This window comes from Pseudomonas sp. LBUM1676, from assembly GCF_059695605.1.
Genome location: NZ_CP166777.1, coordinates 4,418,322 through 4,436,532, shown reverse-complemented (window position 1 = coordinate 4,436,532; position 18,211 = coordinate 4,418,322). Strand labels below are relative to the sequence as shown.

Annotated in this window: 18 protein-coding genes and 1 pseudogene; 4 read left to right on the top strand and 15 right to left on the bottom strand. The window is 56.3% G+C overall.

Annotated features, from left to right (window positions below; genetic code table 11):
* Positions 1-135: 135 nt before the first annotated feature.
* Positions 136-594 (bottom strand): hemerythrin domain-containing protein, encoded by a 459-nt coding sequence (locus ACA041_RS20570; RefSeq protein ID WP_497436712.1) that lies wholly within the window; start codon positions 592-594, stop codon positions 136-138.
* Positions 595-1,257: 663 nt separating this feature from the next.
* Complete coding sequence (locus ACA041_RS20565) at positions 1,258-2,631, bottom strand: IS1182 family transposase (protein ID WP_497436624.1); 1,374 nt, start codon at positions 2,629-2,631, stop codon at positions 1,258-1,260.
* Positions 2,632-2,766: 135 nt separating this feature from the next.
* Between ACA041_RS20565 and ACA041_RS20560 the strand changes: the two genes are divergently transcribed.
* Complete coding sequence (locus ACA041_RS20560; protein WP_497436707.1) at positions 2,767-2,892, top strand: hypothetical protein; 126 nt, start codon at positions 2,767-2,769, stop codon at positions 2,890-2,892.
* Between the two features lie 759 nt (positions 2,893-3,651).
* Here ACA041_RS20560 and ACA041_RS20555 read toward each other — a convergent pair.
* The 5 genes from ACA041_RS20555 to ACA041_RS20535 all read right to left on the bottom strand — a co-directional run bounded on the left by ACA041_RS20555 (position 3,652) and on the right by ACA041_RS20535 (position 8,937).
* Positions 3,652-5,085, bottom strand: a complete 1,434-nt coding sequence (locus ACA041_RS20555; protein ID WP_497436703.1) for a hypothetical protein — start codon at positions 5,083-5,085, stop codon at positions 3,652-3,654.
* Positions 5,086-5,396: 311 nt separating this feature from the next.
* A complete protein-coding gene (locus tag ACA041_RS20550) occupies positions 5,397-5,858 on the bottom strand; it encodes a hypothetical protein (protein WP_497436697.1) in 462 nt (153 codons plus the stop codon).
* A gap of 463 nt (positions 5,859-6,321) precedes the next feature.
* Positions 6,322-7,227, bottom strand: coding sequence for a serine hydrolase domain-containing protein (locus ACA041_RS20545; protein WP_497436694.1), 906 nt, complete (start codon positions 7,225-7,227; stop codon positions 6,322-6,324).
* Between the two features lie 50 nt (positions 7,228-7,277).
* A complete protein-coding gene (locus tag ACA041_RS20540; RefSeq protein ID WP_497436689.1) occupies positions 7,278-7,817 on the bottom strand; it encodes a P-loop NTPase family protein in 540 nt (179 codons plus the stop codon).
* Positions 7,818-8,004: 187 nt separating this feature from the next.
* Entirely contained in the window at positions 8,005-8,937 is a 933-nt protein-coding gene (locus tag ACA041_RS20535; protein WP_497436684.1) for a transporter, read from the bottom strand.
* A 130-nt stretch (positions 8,938-9,067) separates the two neighbouring features.
* On the opposite strand from ACA041_RS20535, the gene ACA041_RS20530 reads away from it, so the two are divergent.
* The 3 genes from ACA041_RS20530 (at position 9,068) to ACA041_RS20520 (ending at position 10,973) form a co-directional block, all read left to right on the top strand.
* Positions 9,068-9,400, top strand: coding sequence for a hypothetical protein (locus ACA041_RS20530; RefSeq protein ID WP_497436678.1), 333 nt, complete (start codon positions 9,068-9,070; stop codon positions 9,398-9,400).
* Between the two features lie 95 nt (positions 9,401-9,495).
* On the top strand, positions 9,496-10,236 hold the full coding sequence (locus ACA041_RS20525) for a Mut7-C RNAse domain-containing protein (protein WP_497436675.1): 741 nt from the start codon (positions 9,496-9,498) through the stop codon (positions 10,234-10,236).
* 125 nt (positions 10,237-10,361) lie between these two features.
* On the top strand, positions 10,362-10,973 hold the full coding sequence (locus ACA041_RS20520) for a LysE family translocator (RefSeq protein ID WP_497436673.1): 612 nt from the start codon (positions 10,362-10,364) through the stop codon (positions 10,971-10,973).
* A 174-nt stretch (positions 10,974-11,147) separates the two neighbouring features.
* On the opposite strand, the gene lhpI is transcribed toward ACA041_RS20520, so the two are convergent.
* The 8 genes and pseudogenes from lhpI to ACA041_RS20480 form a co-directional block, all read right to left on the bottom strand.
* A complete protein-coding gene (gene lhpI, locus ACA041_RS20515) occupies positions 11,148-12,095 on the bottom strand; it encodes a bifunctional Delta(1)-pyrroline-2-carboxylate/Delta(1)-piperideine-2-carboxylate reductase (protein WP_497436671.1) in 948 nt (315 codons plus the stop codon).
* A gap of 138 nt (positions 12,096-12,233) precedes the next feature.
* Positions 12,234-13,022 (bottom strand): amino acid ABC transporter ATP-binding protein, encoded by a 789-nt coding sequence (locus ACA041_RS20510; RefSeq protein WP_497436668.1) that lies wholly within the window; start codon positions 13,020-13,022, stop codon positions 12,234-12,236.
* A 17-nt stretch (positions 13,023-13,039) separates the two neighbouring features.
* Positions 13,040-14,281, bottom strand: coding sequence for an NAD(P)/FAD-dependent oxidoreductase (locus ACA041_RS20505; protein ID WP_497436662.1), 1,242 nt, complete (start codon positions 14,279-14,281; stop codon positions 13,040-13,042).
* A 49-nt stretch (positions 14,282-14,330) separates the two neighbouring features.
* Positions 14,331-15,041 (bottom strand): ABC transporter permease, encoded by a 711-nt coding sequence (locus ACA041_RS20500; RefSeq protein ID WP_030131264.1) that lies wholly within the window; start codon positions 15,039-15,041, stop codon positions 14,331-14,333.
* Positions 15,038-15,757 (bottom strand): ABC transporter permease, encoded by a 720-nt coding sequence (locus ACA041_RS20495; protein WP_497436658.1) that lies wholly within the window; start codon positions 15,755-15,757, stop codon positions 15,038-15,040. The genes ACA041_RS20500 and ACA041_RS20495 overlap by 4 nt, the downstream gene beginning before the upstream one ends.
* Before the next feature lie 113 nt (positions 15,758-15,870).
* Positions 15,871-16,626: a transporter substrate-binding domain-containing protein gene (locus ACA041_RS20490; RefSeq protein ID WP_497436652.1), complete on the bottom strand. Its 756-nt coding sequence runs from the start codon at positions 16,624-16,626 to the stop codon at positions 15,871-15,873.
* Between the two features lie 16 nt (positions 16,627-16,642).
* Complete coding sequence (locus ACA041_RS20485) at positions 16,643-17,515, bottom strand: MurR/RpiR family transcriptional regulator (protein ID WP_497436647.1); 873 nt, start codon at positions 17,513-17,515, stop codon at positions 16,643-16,645.
* Between the two features lie 146 nt (positions 17,516-17,661).
* Positions 17,662-17,934 (bottom strand): annotated as a pseudogene (locus tag ACA041_RS20480) (alpha/beta fold hydrolase); the annotation flags it as partial.
* Between the last annotated feature and the right edge of the window lie 277 nt (positions 17,935-18,211).

Below are 18,211 nucleotides of genomic sequence, written 5' to 3'. Positions count from 1 at the left end.
AATCCATCTCGGTTGTAATTCCATACGAATAATTCCACCAGTCAGTGGCGTATTGACGGGCATTCATGCAATAAGTTTGTGAGGACGAGTATTAACTGGCAACCTAATTTTGAAGTAAGGTAGTGGGAGTTCCGATTAATGCCACTGACGCTTTATTTCCCCCCACTGGATGTCTGATAACCACTTATCTGCCACCGGAAAGAAAATGTTCTCCTCGGCATCCATATGATCGTAGTATTTCTTTATAAAGTCATCGATAGCGTCAGCGACTACTCTAGTCTCCTGAGTTGAGTTCTCCAACATTTTGAGCTGTCCAGCAATACGCTCAAATGCTTGATGATCTCGCTCGATGTCCTTGACCCGTTGGTGGATCGGTGCCTCAGTCGCTAGCAAGGCCCGCCGAATAAGCTCTTCATTTTCATGATGGTGTCGCTCTGTATCACCATGCAAGGCTTCCAGCAGCTCAAACAACCGCTTGCAGTCATCGGCACCAGCGGACTCATGCCTGACCCTCCCCAGCAATCCTTTGATCTGAGTAATTTTGATAGCCACCTCATGATGATAGGCGTGCAGTTCTTTCAACAGGATATTCATATAAAACCTCACCACCACACCAAGCCAATACGGATTAAATGTTATTAATCACCAGTATCCAAGGATGGTCACACATAGTAATTCCTATAGTTTCTAATGCCTTCTAAAAAAACACGCCAGTGCATATTTAATCTTTTCATTATAGTCTTGCGCAAAACTTTCGCCCCAGGATATTTGCCACCCTTGGATGAATTTGAAATATAAAGTGAATGTTTATATGCGCTATCTACTTAAAGAGACGTTAAAAAATAACCAACCGCTGCTTTGGGTCGCCGAGCACCGTCAACCAGCCACCTTGGTTCGCTACGGCAGTCGAGGGGACATTCCATTTGTGTAGGCAATAACTCTTTGTGGGAACGGCGCGATCTCGAAACGCCGCCCCACAGCTCTGACGGGGTGCCGAGTGATAGACAGGCGGATTGCCTCTTATCGGTATCGATTGGGCCAAGTAGTGACCGTCCGATTGTGGCCGATTACTGCCGTCGCCACAGGCAGTAATCGGCCGATTCTGTTGAAAAAGTCGGATTTTCAAATGGCCTGAACTCAGGCACGACCACCACCGGAGAACCTACTCACCACATTGAGTGGTTTTTCGGCCCTTCGGTGACCTTTGCTGCTCTGTTAGTGGGTTAATTTGAGGTTTTTTGCTTGGTGCAGGCGCACCTATCCCGTGACTGGTGGCCCTTGAGATGAAAATTTGGCCAGCCGTCGCAGGTTCTGCACCGCAGCGGCCAGCGTGAATTCATCGGTCGCGCCACTCATGCCACGTAGCCGCAGGCGATCCAATTTCAGGATGCGCTTGAGGTGGGCAAACAACATTTCGACCTTTTTACGTTCGTGGCGAGAGCGCTGATATGCCGGCGTTGCTGCAATGCGCCGAGCCACATCGCGAGCGGCTTCATGGACGCTGCGAGCGATCTTGCGGAACGCTGTGTTCGGGCAGCACTTGGCTTTCATCGGACACGTAGCGCAGTCGGTCTGCCGGGATCGGAAGATGATGGTGTTGGCTTTGGTGACGTGTGAACGCTCGTTCTTGAAGGCTCGCCATTCACTGCGTAATACGTTGCCGGCTGGGCAGCGGTATTCCTCAGCCTCTTCATTCCAGTGGAAATCGTTACTCGAAAAGCTGTCGTTCTTGCGCTCGGTTTTGTCCCACACCGGCACATGCGGTTCGATGTCTTTTTCCTCCACCATCCAGGCCAGCATCGGCGCTGTGCCGTAAGCGGTGTCGCCAATGAGGCGCTCTGGCTTGATGTCGAACTGCGCTTCGACCCGATTGATCATCATCTTGGTGCTCTCGACTTCTGCGGTTCGATGAGCCGGTGTGGGTTCCACATCCATGATCACGCCGTGCTCGGTATCGATCAGATAATTCGTGGAGTAAGCGTAGAAAGCTGGGCCGCCTGGAGCAGCGGTCCAGCGGGCTTGAGGATCCGTCAGCGACAGGCGCTTGGGTAGTGTTTCGGCCAAAGCCTCTTCATCGAGGCCTTCAAGGTACTCACGCACGGCGCGGGTGCTCAGGGCCGGATCGCTCCAGTTGACCGGTTCATCACCCGGTACGCCGCGCTGCCGACTCGCATCCGCTTTGATGATGCTGGCGTCCACGGCAAAGCCTTCGCCCTTGACCAGACCGGCGTCCATGCAGCGACGCAGCACTTCATTGAACAACCAGCGAAACAGATCACTGTCTCGAAAACGGCCGTGTCGATTTTTCGAAAAGGTCGAGTGGTTGGGGACTTCATCTTCAAGGCTCAACCGGCAGAACCAGCGATACGCCAGGTTCAAATGGGCCTCTTCGCACAACCGCCGTTCGGAGCGGATGCCATAGCAGTAGCCGACGATCAGCATGCGGATCATCAGTTCAGGATCAATCGACGGACGCCCAATCGGGCTATAGAAATCGGCGAGGTAATGGCGCAGGTCGCTCAGATCGAGACACCGATCAATGCTGCGCAGAAGGTGCTTGGCTGGAATGTGATCTTCAAGGTTGAACGAGTAAAACAGCCGCTCCTGCCCACTCGATAACTGTCCCATCATGCTGCGTGCTTCCCTGCTGGCCAATGCAGAGATTTTGCCGCAGGCCAGACAGGGGAGCTACTTTTTCAACAGAATCGGCCAGAAGCAGTCATTGGGATGTGTCTACGAAAACCAACAAGGAGACACGAGGATCAAATGGATTTTATCTTGGATGTGGTAGCTCATCGCATTGGCGTTTACGTGCTGGGCTTGCTGAGTGGCGGCCGTTTCAAAGGAGAAAGTGGTTTGCCTGGGGTTGGGCAGTCGCTGTCGGCGGCTTGATACCGCTCTCTCTATTCGCGGCTTTCGTAGCCTGGCTCATCTACACTAGTTGTAACGGCCTGCATTTGAAAACGCCCAAGCCTGCAATCAAGACGCTTTTCGACCAGGATTAACTGCGATTGTCAGGTCCTGCAAACCAGCATTAACTGCGAATGAACCTGCATTGATCCGTGCCGACCTGCATTCCATTGTTGCAAACCAGCATTAGTTGCAACGGTAATCCCTGGAGCACTTGTGCGCCATATTGGGATCATGCCTGCGGATTCCATGACCATCTAGACATCTATCTACTCAATGACAGCACAAGCCCGGCCACACTGCCGCTAGACTCCTGCCCCCAGTTTTTTTCTACGCCCGCCTTCGTCAGGCGCCAAACCTTTAGATATGGATGGTTTCTACGAGCTCTCGGTCTCTGAAAAGTCACGCATTGAGGACGGCTTTTGTGCCAAATATGGTCTCGTGCGGAAGCATGAGGCGGCAGGAAATCACCTCCTAGTTGAGGCAAGAACCGGCCGAGCTATGCCAACTACAACTTTTACCAACGCTAGGGTTATATTAGCGCCGGGCATCAGCCCACCACCGCCAAACCACGCCAGTGGCAAGGCAAAACCCACAAGCTTTGGATTATATGCCATGAGCCTGCAAATGATTGACCGGAGGATTTTCTATGATCACAGCGGTAAAGAAGCACGAAAACGATGTACCTAAGTAAAAATTTCGGTAATGACAGAAATTCACCCTTCCGTCTTGGCGCAACCATCATCGGCACAGGTCGGATCGATCGGGTTGCACCGCATTGCGCAAATCAAAATCGGTTTCCTCGACCCCATTCTTTGTCAGCGATATCCAATGAATTGAAGAGGGATTTCGCATCAATCCGAGGCTCCCGATATAGGACCAAGTCAGCGGCGAGCGCTGCACAGCTTTCAGCTTGATTGAAGAGGGTGTGAGCTCCAGGTGCAGAAGGCGGTTGTCTTGCGAAGGCGTATAGGCGATATTCTCGCTGGCGACAACATCGGCTCCCCTCACAGTTGCCGGCATGCATTCCAATGTCGCGCTGACTTTGCCGTCGTTGTCGATCAAGTACGCAAAACCTTTACCGTTCACCGTTGTACCGGTCACGAGAAAACGATCGATCAATGGAATATATTTGGCTTTGTAGGTGTAGTAATTCAAGCCGGATCTCAGGATCTTATGGGCGGAGAGTTTCCCGGTCTCAGGATCGAGTACCGTTATCTTCAAATTTGCAGAGGTTTGATCAGGTACGAATTGTTGCCAGACCAGTAGCGCGCGATTGCTGGAACCAGCAATCATCGGCCACCATTCACGCCGCTGGGGTGCGACATCGGACGTACTGAGCAGGTGGCCGTGACTATCGAAGACCTTTGCATATACACCATTGCCGGTACCGAGATCATCGACACCGCCACCGTTGACCCAGTCCTCGGAATACAACACGACGAAATGCTTTCCTGCCGCGGCAACATGGCCGGAATGTCCGCCGGTCGCAACGACGCGCGGATACGGCGCGATCGGTCGCAGCTTCGCATCGTAAACGCCATAACGTTGATTGACTTCGTTCGTGGTATTCCAGCCGTCTTCAAACGAAAGCATGACATTGCCGTCAGTTGTTTGGGCGACCGACACCGGTTCTTGCGCTTCCCGCTTTTGGATGAATAGTGTGGGCGGACTGATCCGCGTATCATTGATTCCCCATTTCGAAAGGTAGATGTCGTGCGGCCAGTTGCCGTTTTCGTCCTCGCCTTTTGGTGGAATTCCGGAACTGCTAATGAAAATCAAAAAACGGCCGTCGGCCCCTTTGACCGCTTCGATGCCATGCATATAGGAGCGCAAATCTTCCTGGTCGTGCGGCCGTGCTTGCGCATTTGCCGCGCTTAAGCAGAGCGCACCAGCGCATAACGCGGCGCGTGCCAAAGAGTGAGCGAACCGCTGATGTGGGTTACTGTTCATGTGTGTGTTTTCCCATCCCACAATATCCCTCACCAGCGCTACACCGTGGACCTTGTCGAGTGTCGCAATGCTGTGCGGTATCGACTTCTCGCCAGTTAATAAAATCCTCATTTGTTGTTCGCGCCGATCGTATATTTTCCATACATGCCGATCCAAGGTTTTCCGGGGACTGAAGCCAAAAATCCAGGTTTTTGAGCAGCCGATAATTTTCAGATTTCGCATAGGCGCGCAAAAATTCAATTTGACGAAGTTTTTACACACTCTAAGTCCAAAGCGGCCAATACGCGTCGTCGACAAGCGACCAACGGCTAGACCTGCTGGCCTAGAGTGCTTCAGGTGCTATGGAAGGACTGATAATGGGGCTGATTAAAATCGCGGCGGGCGAGTTGAGCCGGCGCCATGAGGCTCTGAGTCACGCTGCATTGCCCGCGCCGGATCGGGTATGTCCGAGTTTATGCTTGAATAGTCGGCCTTTGCCTCCAGTCTGGAAGCCTTTTTTCTAACCTCGTTGATGTCGACGGGACTCAACGTGGTTAGGCGCTGCCGACGCGGAAGGTTGCGGGGATGCCTTCCTTATTAAACTCAAGACGTTTTACGCTGCCTACGGCGAACCATCCATCAGCGCGCAGTGCTTTTTCCAGAGCCTCGCGCTCTTTTGGTTGAAATTCCAGGCGAATGGATCGATAGGTCAGTTTCTCCAGTGCCACACCCGCGATCTTGGGGCTTCCCATAGGATCCGCCACGCTGGCAAAGTTGTCGGTGACATCCAGTGTTATTTCAGCGCTATTGGCCGTTGCGCCAAAAATGACCATCGGCTTGCTGCGTGTGCACGATAGGTAGTTTTGGAAATCAATACACTCTGTAAATTCTTGCGCTTTCCCCAGCGCCTGGGTACCGGGAACGGAGAGTCCCGACACCTGAACGGTTTTCAGTCGTTCAGCAGAATGGGCGCTACCTGCCACGAGTAGAAGAAAAATCACGCCCAGCTTGTTCATATCACGGCTCCCGTCGATTATTGAGTTTGGAATGAGTCATGGATCGCCTGCCGATCTCTAGTGCTCTACTCGCTATACCGTGCTGGCAATTTACTCACGTGGGGATGTTAGCCATTAAAGTTACTTGAGGTTGTTACGTGACACATTTGTTCAGAATCTGCACTGTTTCTGAAGCAGCAGGGGTGCGGAATGGGTATGAGGGGTGAGACAAATTGTGAGATTGAGCGAATGTTGAGTTGTTCGCCTTGCTCGTCATAGCGCTCAATCAGATCGTCCTTGAAGTGACTGGTAAGGCGAACCTGTTCTGAGTCCCTATCGCCACCTTCGAGAGGTGTACGTCATCCCTTCGACGTAGTGCAAGCAGGAAAACGACAATTCAACGTCTGCTTTTGGCCGGAAGCTGCCTGTCGCTAAGGGTTGCTACAGACCCATAGCGGTCACTCGAGCAATCATCAGGCAGCTCCTAAAAGGAGCTAGCGCCTTCAGCACCCTGTTTTAAGGCTTGCATCAATCTTCGAACGACGAGGGCTTCGACGGCGCCTTCACTGGCGTCCCTCTCAAAAGCAGCGCAACAAGCCGATGCGTTGCCATCGCAGATACGGTAAACGGCAATGACACTGCCAGGTCCGCAACCTGTGTGTCCGCTTAGAGTAAAACCACCTTCAATCGAACCCTGCATCACACCAAGGCCATATCCCGGGGTTATCCATGGACGTCCGGGAATCGGGCCGCCCAATGTTTTTGCTGTCTGCATTTCCTGGAGCAAGCCCGGGGGGAGAAGGTGTCCCGCGAGAAGTTGATCCAGAAATAGTGCTGCTTGCGAAATGGGGCCGATTAACAAGCCGTGATATACCCAGGCAGGGTCATAATTTGATGTATTTCCAAGGTGGGAATCTTGTAAGTCTGCTCGTGTTTTAGCGAAGCGAACGCTCGACAGGCCCAAAGGCGTCAGTGCGCGTCGACTTACTGCCTCTTCAAGCGCGAGATCAGTCACCCGTTCAATAAGCCTTCCTATGAGAAAGTAACCAACATTCGAGTAACGCCAGCCGGTTCCGGGGCCATATCGAAGTCGAGCTCCATCAAGGCGTTGCATCATTTCATCTGCCGACCAAGCTGCCTCATTGTTAGCGACGGCGGCGTGATAATCCGCAAGTTCGCCATAATCGGCAAGCCCTGCCTCGTGCCGCAGTAGCTGGCGCAACGTGAAGAGTTGATCACGGATCGGGTCGTCCAATCCGACCAGCCCATCACGCACCAATGATAGGGCGGTCGCGGCTAAGGCTGTTTTTGTAAAGCTCCACCATGGGGCCATCAGTTCTGATCGGTCAGGTGTTAGTGACTGGCCATTCGATATAAGTGAGCTCAGCATTGACTTCCCTGGAATTTTGAACGGATCCACAGTTCAACAAGATATCCCACTCAGTCATATCCTGAGACTGCTGGGCCTTTTGTACTGTTTTTAAGAAATGCAGCAATCTGCCGGGCACCGCACAAATTCACCGTAGGAATCTGCGGCCCTACAGCCAACCGCACCGCCTCAATACCCGGACGATAACCACGATCGAAATTCCACACAAATTTCAGAAAGGTCAAAAACGCCCGGTCAATCTTCTCCGTACAACCCGCTGCAAGATCAGAGCGAGGCCGGTTCATTACGCTGCGCAGAATCACCCGGGTGAAACAAGTAAGCCGCGGCGTATCGAGCCAGATAATCAAGTCGGCACAGGGCAGGCGAAGATCGAATGTACGCCGGGCATAGTTGCCTTCACAAATCCAGGCATCCGGAGCGATCGCTTCCCTGACCCGTGCGCGGAACTGCTCAGCCTCGGGTTCGACCCAGTCGGGCTCCCAGAACAGCGTGTCCAGGTGCACCACGGGCAGGCCAAGGCGCCTGCCGAGGGCGCGGGCGAGGGTGGATTTGCCGCTACCGGCGTTGCCCAGAATGACAATCCTTTGCATGGTCGGACTTCCTGTCGAGAAAAAGCCGGCAATTGTGCAGGTTTCGTGGCCTCAGTTAAAGATTGATGGGGGACGAGCGCACCACGGGAATGGGTTTTTGATTGTCTGCTGCGCTATGTGCAGATGAGAGCAAGATGTCAGCAATCCCGGCGTGTCGACACCCTCACGTTCCGAGGGCCTTTTAACTTTAAAGCCCTCCACCGAACCGATATTGCCAGACGATGCCAACGGCATCGTATTTGCTGCCCGTGCGGGTATGCCCGCCATTACTCGCACTCAGCTTTAACGAGTGGTTCCGGTTCAACGGGAGCGTGAGGGTGAATCCATAGCGTGTTTTTTCCTGAAAGTCATGGTTACCGACCCCATCGACCGAGGTACTCCCGCCAGTCAACCAGGTGGTATCCAGCGACGCCCAAACACCGTTGCTGAAGGCATAGATCAGATGCCCCTGGACCTGGTAAATCGGGTCCTGGGACAGTACGTGGTCGCCGAGCAGCTCGTCATTATCGGTGTAGAAGGTTACCGCGCCGGATAATTCCAGGGTCACTTGCCCCAGGCGCTTGGAAATTCCAAGTTCAGGCTTGAATGACCAGCGATTGTTGCCCAGGTTTATCAGCCTGCCAGTGTCGTATTGGCCGAGCGGCGCCGTGATCGCCAGGCTGGCGCCGATAATCACATCCTGTCGATAGCTGGGGAACTCAGCCAGGGACATCGCCGGGGCACCGTACAAGTTGACCGAGAAGCGCAATCTTGGATCGATCAACCCGGTCACCTCACGCTCCCTAGGTTCTCCGGCGAGCAGGGCAGAGCCCGTCAATTTTGCCCGCGGCACGACGATATCGAACTTCCCGGAGCGGCCCCAGACGTCCAAGGATCTGGCATAGGCAAACACCACAGTCTTTATGTTGAGCTTGGCATCCTCGAGCGGGACTGACGGGTTGGCCGTCACGTTGCCGTCGAGATCGCTATAGCCCATGAGCAGGAAGTTGATGCCGACTGGCGTATTGGCGTAGGACCTGGGTTCGAGATCCTCTGCGACTGCACCGGGGGCTACTACGATGAGCGAAGCGGATGCGAACCGAATTAACCTGACGACGCAGAGGTTGTGTTTCATCCACATTCGCTCGCTTCCTGTGACGACCCCGGAGTTCTATGTATTGTTGTAGCGCATCTGCATTCTCGCTACTGAAGAAGTTCGTCATGCTGATAGAATCGTACTCGCTACTCATAACATCCCTCCGAGAATCGGCATGAACCCAGAATTAACTGAAGAAGAAATGCGCCGGGCGCTGTTCGGTGCTGACGAGCCGGTTGCGCAGGACACTGCGCCTGCAGTGCAAGAGCCTGTCGCGGAAATCGTGATCGCGCCATCGCCGAAGGTGCCAGAGAAAAAGAAGGTCGCGAAAGCATTTACACCCAGGCTGAGAGTCACGCTTCGGGTGGGCAATGAGTTTGAAGGCAAGATGCACGAGATAGTGCATGAGGCCGATACGTTGAGCACCCTCCTGGCTGAGCAGGAAGCGACCAAGTTGGCCAGGAAAAAATTCCGGTTTGTGGAAGTGGTTTCGATCAAATCGATGTAGGTGGATTTTCACCAGGCTGGCGGGCCAGGTGTTGAAGGGATTTCATTTGTTGGCTAACCCGAACGACCTCATGCAGCCCTGCCATACTGTTCTGCATGACCAGTGCAACCTTTCGTTTCTACGAGGAGCTCAACGATTTCCTGCCGGCGGAACGGCGGCGGCAGTCCTTTACCTGCGAGTGCGCTCGAGGGGCGACGGTCAAGCACATGATCGAGGCGCTCGGGATACCGCACACTGAGGTCGAGCTGGTGCTGCTCAACGGCGAGTCGGTGGGCTTCGAGCGGGTGATCTTCGACGGTGACCGGCTGGCGGTGTATCCCAAGTTCGAAGCGCTGGACATCAGCCCGCTGCTCAAGGTTCGTACGCAACCTTTACGCGTGCTGCGCTTCGTCGCCGATGCGCACCTTGGCGGGCTGGCCAGCCTGCTGCGCATGAGCGGCTTCGACACTCTCTACGACAATGGTTTCGAGGATGGCGAGATCGCCGAGATCGCTGCGCATCAAGGGCGCATCGTGCTCACCCGCGACCGCGAACTGCTCAAGCGGCGGATCATCAGCCACGGTTGTTACGTGCATGCCCTCAAACCGTCGCTGCAGCTGCGCGAAATATACGAGCGCCTCGACCTGGCGCGTAGCGCGCGGCCATTCAGCCTGTGCCTTCATTGCAACCTGCCGCTGCACGAGATCAGCCCGGAACTGGCTCGGCAGCAGGTGCCTCCACGCATTGGCGCCCTCTATTCGCACTTCCTGCGCTGCGACGCCTGCCAACGGATTTACTGGGAGGGTTCGCACTGGCGCGGGATGTGCGCATTGCTGGCACCTTTGCTGAACCGATAATCGCGCGCGTCGGGTCGGCTGCGTTGCCTCGACCGCGCATGGGGAGCAGCGACCGTATTGTTCTCCCGGCCTACCAAGTGCGAATATCCCGTTTCGTGTACTAAAACAACATGGGGGCTTCGCACGTGAGCGCTACTTCTTCGATCTGGTTTTTTGTCGTGCCATTCGCGATTGCTGCAGCAATCCCCGGCCCCGCTCAGGGAGCCCTTTTAGGGCAAGTGGTGTCGCGCGGCGCAAGGTCTACGATACCCTTCATCGCAGGCATGGTTCTGGGCAATGCTGTCTGGCTGTTGGTCGCCACCCTCGGTCTGGCAGCACTGGCATTGCAGTTCGAGCATGTGTTCATTGCGGTGAAATGGCTTGGTGTTGCCTTCATCCTGTTCATCGCATGGAACTTGTGGTCCAAGAACACCGAACAACTTCAAGAACCTCCAAAACGCTCGGCAGGCCGTGGCCTTCTTGCAGGAGCCGTGCTGACTCTGAGTAATCCCAAGGCAGTCGTTTTTTTCGGCGCGGTGTTGCCTCATGCGTTTGATTTGACGGCTTTGTCCTGGCCAGAAGTCATCTTGATTACTGCGCTCGGCATTGGGATCGATCTCACCATCCAATCGGCTTACCTGGTTACCGCATCGCGAATCAAGCGCGCCATCCAGTCACCAAAGGCCATGAAGCGTCTAAACAGAACGTCAGCCGGCGTAATGACTGGTTGTGCGGGTTGGATGGCCGTTTCGCACTGATCTCCTCCTCGGGCTGGTCCCGATCTTCTGCTGCGCTCTTTAGTTGTTTGCGAGAAGCATCGTGGAGCGGGTGAAGTAACCCATCGAATCGCTTCTGGGCCATCGCTAGCGTGGATAGTCAGCGCTAGCGATGGCTGAGTTTAATTTATATGATTGAGCGCTTCCGACATTGGGTTATTGGCTGGCAAGGGCATGGAGCGCGACCCGCGAAGCGGCCAGGTCCCAAGCCGCGGTTCCAACGCTTTTAAATACAATGGGTCGTGACGAATCGATTGGGCCGCGAATGGCTGCGGCCAGCGATCTGACTTGAGACCAATCCACACCTGCCCGCAACAGGTCGCCTGCTTCGTGCTGCGCACCGGCAGTATCGTCAGCATAAAGAACGCTACCGTCCAGAGTGACTTTGCCAAGCTCCGCCATCTCTGGCTTGAAAGCACCTACACCAATAATCAATCGACCAGGTTTGGCTAGCTCGTTGTAGACCGGCTCTGTGCTGGTGGTTACGGTGATTACCACATCCACGTCGGGAATGCTGTCACCGCAAGATTGCAAATACTCGTGCAGGTCTCGATTGTTGTTGCAGAAGTCTGCCGTCGCTTGCGCGTCAATTCCTCGAACCCACAGCTTGCATTGTGGGTAAAGGGCATTGATAGCTTGTACGTGATGACGTGCTTGTGCGCCCGTCCCGAACAGTAAGATCTGTTTCGGTTCACGCTTCAACAGCGTCCGAATCGCCAGGAGGGTTACTGCCGCAGTACGACGCCCTGTGACCTCCGGGCCGTCGAGCAAGCACTTTATTTGTCCGGTTACGGCATCACATACGGTTACCGTGCCGTTGATCGTGGGCAGCTGACGCTGCACATTCCCCGGCTGGACGTTAACCAGTTTGTGGATGCCGATGTCCTGGGCGGTGGCGGGCATGCTCAGCAAAACACCGCCGTCACCCAAGGGTACAACCAAGCGCTCAGGGCTCAGAATTGAACCTGCTTCCAGTTCGGTTGCGGCTTGGGCAATAGCGTCAACGAGTTTTTTGAAATCTAGCAGTGCCGCTGTCTGCGCTTGATCACAGACGGTAACCGAAAGGTTTTTCGGGGCGGCATTATTCGCCAGCATATTAGTCATTGAATATTCCTTTTGCTGAGATCAGTAGTGGCGGATGTCGGAAAGAAACTGCTGTGCGCGCAAGTGCGTTGATAAACGGCCTACGCCTGGCGTATGGACGGCACAGCCATCGCAGGCAAGCCGTGCTCGTATGTGGCCTCAGTGTAAAATTTGCGCAAGAAAGGCCTTGGCCCGCGCGCTGTTCGGGGCGCTGAAGAAGTCCTGAGGCGGTGCGTCCTCAATGATCTTGCCGCCGTCGAGAAACAGCACGCGCTCGGCCACTTGCCGGGCAAAGCCCATTTCGTGGGTCACGCAGAGCATGGTCATACCGCTGCCGGCCAAGTTGACCATCACATCCAACACTTCACTTACCATCTCCGGGTCGAGCGCCGAGGTGGGTTCGTCGAACAGCATGATTTTAGGTTCCATGCATAACGCCCGCGCGATGGCTACGCGCTGTTGCTGGCCCCCCGAGAGCTGGCTGGGGTACTTGCCGGCCTGGCTGGCGATACCGACTTTTTGCAGGAAGTGCTGGGCCAGTTCCTCGGCCTTCTTGCGGCTCAGGCCACGCACCGAAATCGGGGCCAGGGTGCAGTTATCGAGCACGCTCATGTGCGGGAACAGATTGAAATGCTGGAACACCATGCCTATTTCACTGCGGACCTTGGCGGCCTCGCGGTTGGTCTGGGCCAAGTCGGTGTCGTTGACCAGAATGCGGCCTTTTTCGGCGATTTCCAGGCGGTTGATGCAGCGGATCAGCGTCGATTTTCCGGAGCCGGAAGGCCCACAGAGCACGATGCGCTCGCCTTCGCGCACTTTCAGATCGATGTTGTGCAGCACATGGAAGGCGCCGTAGAACTTGTTCAGGCCGGCGATATCAACCACCACCTTACGGGTGTCCGGGCTTGCGGCGAGCGGAGTGTCTACACGGGCAGAGAGGGCATGCATGGTCTTGTCTCCGGCAATCAGTGAAAGCGCTCGGCGCTGTACGGGGCAGGATTGGTAAAGGGGGTGGCACCGGTCATCAACTCGGCCAGCAGACGGCCGCAGACCGGGCCAAGGGTCAGGCCATGGTGGGCATGCCCGAAGTTGAACCACAAACCTTTGTGTCGTGGTGCTGGGCCGATCACCGGGCACATGTCCGGCAAGCATGGACGGCGTCCCAGCCAAGGCTCGGCATCCAAGCGTTCGCCCAGCGGGTAGAAGGCGCGCGCTAGCTCTTCGCAGCGACGTAGCTGGATTTCGTTGACCGGGTCCTGGCTGTCGGCGAACTCGATCCCGGTGGTCAGGCGAATGCCGCCGACCATCGGTGCCAGGACATAACCGCCCAGCGGGTCAAGCAGCGGTTGTTGCAAGCGCGTGCCCGGCAGGGCGGCATAGTGCATGTGATAACCGCGCTTGATCGCCAGTGGAATGTCATACCCTAGTGGCTCGAAAATGCCCCGGGCTTGCGGGCCGAGGGCGACCACGGCTTCGTCTGCAATCACAAGGCCCTGTTCGCTCTGCACTTCCCATTTACCCACGCGCTGGCGCAAGGATAGGGCGTCACCAAGGACGAACACGCCGCCGCGTTTAACGAACAGTTCGGCATAACCGCGTGTCAGGCCGCCGGGGTCGCTAACGGTCTTGGGGTCCAGCCAGTGAATGCCGCCGACCACGCTGCTGTGCAAGCCCGGTTGACGGGCATGCATCTGGTCGCGGTCGAGCACTTCGTAATTCAGGCCATAGTCCATGAGCGCAGCAGCGTCGCGTTGGGCCTTGGCAAACGCCGGTGGAGAATTGTAGGCCTCGACCCAGCCACTGGCCTGGATCAAGTGATCCATGCCAGCCGGAGCAGAGAGCAGGTCGTGTTCGCTAACGCAGTGCTCCACCAACGGCAGCATGGCCCGGGTTGCGACGGCTAAGCCCTTGGTCCCGGAGTGCCGCCAGTACTGCAGCAGCCATGGACTGGCCTTGGGCAGGTACTTCAGGCTGTAGCGCACGTCCGACTGCTGGTTGCACGCGTAGCGCAACAGGCTCGATAGCTGGCGCGGAAACGCGTACGGAATTACGCTGGCGCGCTCGATCAGCCCGGCATTGCCGTGGCTGGTGCCGTTACCCGGCTGCTGGCGATCGATGAGCACGACCTTGCGGCCACGGGCCTGTAACTGGAGTGCGGTACTGACGCCGACAATCCCTGCGCCCAGAACGATGGTTTCGCAATGCATGGTATATCCCTGATGCAGGGGCGCGCACGGCAGCCCGAGTAAATTTGGTTTACTGCAGGTGACGGCCGAGGCGGCCCTCGAGCGCTTTCAGGCTGCGCCGCACGACTTCCACAATCAGCAGATAGAGCACGGCGGCCCAGAGGTAGATCTGGAAGTCGAAACTGCGCGAGAAGGCCAGCTTGGTCACTCCCATCAAGTCGTAGATGGTCACCAGCGAGGCAATGGCGCTGGCCTTGATCATCAGGATCAGTTCATTGCCCAGCGGGCCAATGGCGACCAGCAGGGATTGCGGCAGGATGACTTTGCGAAAGGTGGTCCAGCGCGACAGGCTGAGGGCCTTCGAGGCCTCGCGCTGGCCTTGGGTCACGGCCAGGATGCTCCCGCGCAAAATCTCGGCCTGATAGGCCGCGGTGTTCAGGGTGAAGGCCAGCAGCGTGCAGAACCAGGCGTCACGGAAGAACCACCACATACCCACGTCCTGCCAGAAACCTTTGAACGAACCCAGGCCGTAATAGAGCATGAACAGCTGTGCCAGCAGTGGCGAACCGCGGAAGAAATACACGTAGACGCCGGTAAACCGGCTGATAAAGCGGTTACTCGACAACCGGCCCAGGGCGATCAGCAGACCGAGCAGGGCGCCAAGGGTGAAGGAAATGGCCACCAGCTTGGCAGTCACCAACAGACCTTCGATAAAGCGGGGACCGTAACGCTCCAACAAGTCAGGGCTGAGGAACAGATTTTGCAATTCATCGAAGCTCATGGGCGAGCGCTCCGTTGATGGCGGCTGAAATACTGCTCGAGGAACTGGAACAGGCGGCCGGAAATGGCCGAGAAAAACAGGTAGCCAAGGCAGGCCACGGTGTAGAACAGCATCGGTTCCTTGGTGACGCTGACCGCCAGGTTGGTCTGACGCATCAAATCGACCAGGGAGATAGTCGACACCAGCGAGGTGTCCTTGAGCAGCGACAGCCAGTTATTCGACAGGCCCGGTAAAGCAATGCGTACCAATTGCGGCAGTACCACCTTGGTAAAGGTTGTGCGTCGGGACAGGCCCAGGGCGGCTGCAGCTTCGAACTGGCCCTTGGGCACGGTTTTGAAGGCGCCCAACCAGATCTGGCTGGAAAACGCGGCGAACACCAGACTGAAGGCGATCATCGCGGCGACGAAGGGGTTGATCGCGACTTCGGCCTCGTAGCCCATCGCTGCCAACAGTTTCTGCACACCGATCTGGCAGCCGTAATAGATTATCAGCAGGGTCAGCAGCTCGGGCAGCCCGCGGAACACGGTGGCAAACACCGTGCTCATGGAGCGCAACCAGCGACGTCGGGAACGGGCGGCCAAGGCCAGGCCCAGGCCTAGTGGCAGGCCAATCGGCAGGCAGCTCAGGGCCAGGACAATGGTCACCAGAGCGCCGGCCAGCAAGGCTGAACCCCAGCCGCCGCTGGCGAAGGATAGCAATGACAGGTTTTCGAACATGCTCGAACCCTCTCGGTAAATTAAACTCGCACGCCCTCACCGCACCCGTGTATGGGTGCGGTGCAACATGTCGGCAAATAACGCCCCTCAGGCGCGCCTGAGGGCTCGGGGGATCAATAGATATCGAAGGCGAAGTAGCGACTGGAGATCTTCTTGTAGGTGCCGTCGGCCACGATTTCATCCAGCGCCTTGTTGAAGCGCTCGCGCAGGACATCGTCACCTTTGCGCACTGCGATCGAGGCATCGGCGGTGGTGCCGTTGACGTCGCCGATGATCTTGCAGCAGTCCTTGCCAGCGCTGTCGACCCAGGCCAGCAGCGGGAATTTGTCGGCAATCACCCCGTCGATCCGACCAGTCGCCAAGTCGCTGTTGGCTTCATCGAGGGTAGGGTAGAGCTTCACGTCGGCGCCGGCTGGGCCGTAATGATCTTCGGCAAAGATGGCTTGGGTCGAGGATGCCTGGGCACCGACCGTGCGGCCCTTGAAGTTCGTCTGGGCGTCAGTGATGTCCGAGTCCTTGGATACCGCCACGGACAGGGGGGTACGGTAGTAGTGCCTGGTGAAATCGATTTTCTGCTTGCGCTCATCGGTGGCGATCATCGACGCCACGACCGCATCGTATTTCTTCGCCATTAGCGCCGGGATAATCCCTTCCCAGTCCTGGGCGACGATGCTGCACTGCACGTTCATGCGTTCGCACAGCGCGTTGGCGATATCCACATCGAAACCGTGCAGCTTGTTGTCCGAGTCAACGTAGTTGAACGGCGGGTAAGCGCCTTCGGTAGCAATCTTCAGTACTTCAGCCTGCGCGCTGGTGGCCCCGGCCAAGACCATTGCGCATACACCGGCAAAGCGAATGACGTGTTTCATCCAGCACCTCGTTTTATTATTTTGAGTTTGGTGACGATGTGTATCCAACGAACTCGTTGTGTAAGGCCGCGATGGCTTCAAGACGCTTTTCGACCTCGGGACCCAGCTGTTTGCAGACGTCGTTGACCAGCAGGTGGACCAGCGACAGCATCGCCGCTGTCGATTCCCAGAACAGGTTGAACTCGGTGGGCACGCGGAACACTTCATCAGCGTTCTGTTCGGCCCAGTCGCAAAAGGTGTCGGTGATCAGCGTCACAGGGATTCCGGCTTCGCGGGCCTTGCGGCACAGGGTCAGGGCGTGGCGGGAATAGCGGCGGGCTTCGAACACCACCAGCGCACTGTCTTCGGGGGCACTGAGCAACACGTCGGCGTAATGCCCGGCGGCACCGTCGACCCAGTGTGTGTCATCGCGCAGGTACTGCAACAGATGCACCATGGATGCCGCGATGCCACGCTCTGTCTGGAACCCGGCGACGAACACCTTGCGTCGGGTGGCCAGGCGCTGGCTGACGCTGTGCCAGGTCGGGGTGAGGCTATATTCGTAAACCTTAACCAGGGCCGCGACTTCCAACTCGAAACTGCGCGGCAGGCCTTGCGGGCCCTGGCTGGCTTGATGGCGAAACTCCTGCAAGCGATCGCCCACCAGCCATGGGCCATCGCCCAGGTCGACCTTGAGGTCGTTTTTCAGGTCTTTGAAGTGGCTATATCCGAGGGAGCGACAGAAGCGCCCCACACTGGATTCACTGACGTTCAATTTCGCGGCAATATCCGCGGCAGTCTGGAACGGCAGTTCATAGAGGTTGGCCAGCATATAGTTAGCAATCACCCGGCCAGAGGCGGCGGCGGTTGAAAGACTGCTTTCAAGGCGTTGTTTGATGGGCTGGCTCAAGGCTGCTTCCTGTTGTTTTTCAGCGCTTATGAAAGAGAATGCGTATTTTCTGTCATTAAGTCAATACATGACAGATAGCTGTCACAATCGATGGTCGTCACGCTGGTACGCGAGTGCGAACCAGCTGCGCGCCTGCCGTGCAAATCTCAGTTGATGTGTTTGCCCACTACTTCGACAATTCGCTGGGCAATATGCTCGACGTGGGTCTCCAGCGCGAAGTGGCCGGTATCCAGCAACTCGACCACCGCATTCGGGTTGTCACGCTTATAGGCCTCGGCGCCTGGCGGAATGAAGAATGGATCGCCTTTGCCCCAGATCGCCAGCGTTGGCACTTGGGTATCGCGAAAGAACTGTTGGAACGCCGGATACAGCTTCAGGTTGTTCTGATAGTCAAAGAACAGATCAAGCTGGATGTCCTTGAGCTGATCCTCGGAGTCTTTTACCGCATCGCCCGGCAGCACCCCGATGCCCAGGCGACGGGGAAGGTAAGGGTATCGAGCGAGACCCGATAAGTCATCCGCCTGGCGTTTATGTCCGGCGCAATCCGGTCGCTGGATACCACTGGACAGGCCGATGATCACGGCACTGACCAACCTTCGGCCCGCTCCGGCGGGCTGGGCAGACCCGCTTGGCGCGACGTACGGACACTCACTATTTAGCGACGACAGCCGATACCTTGATAGGCAAATGACTTGC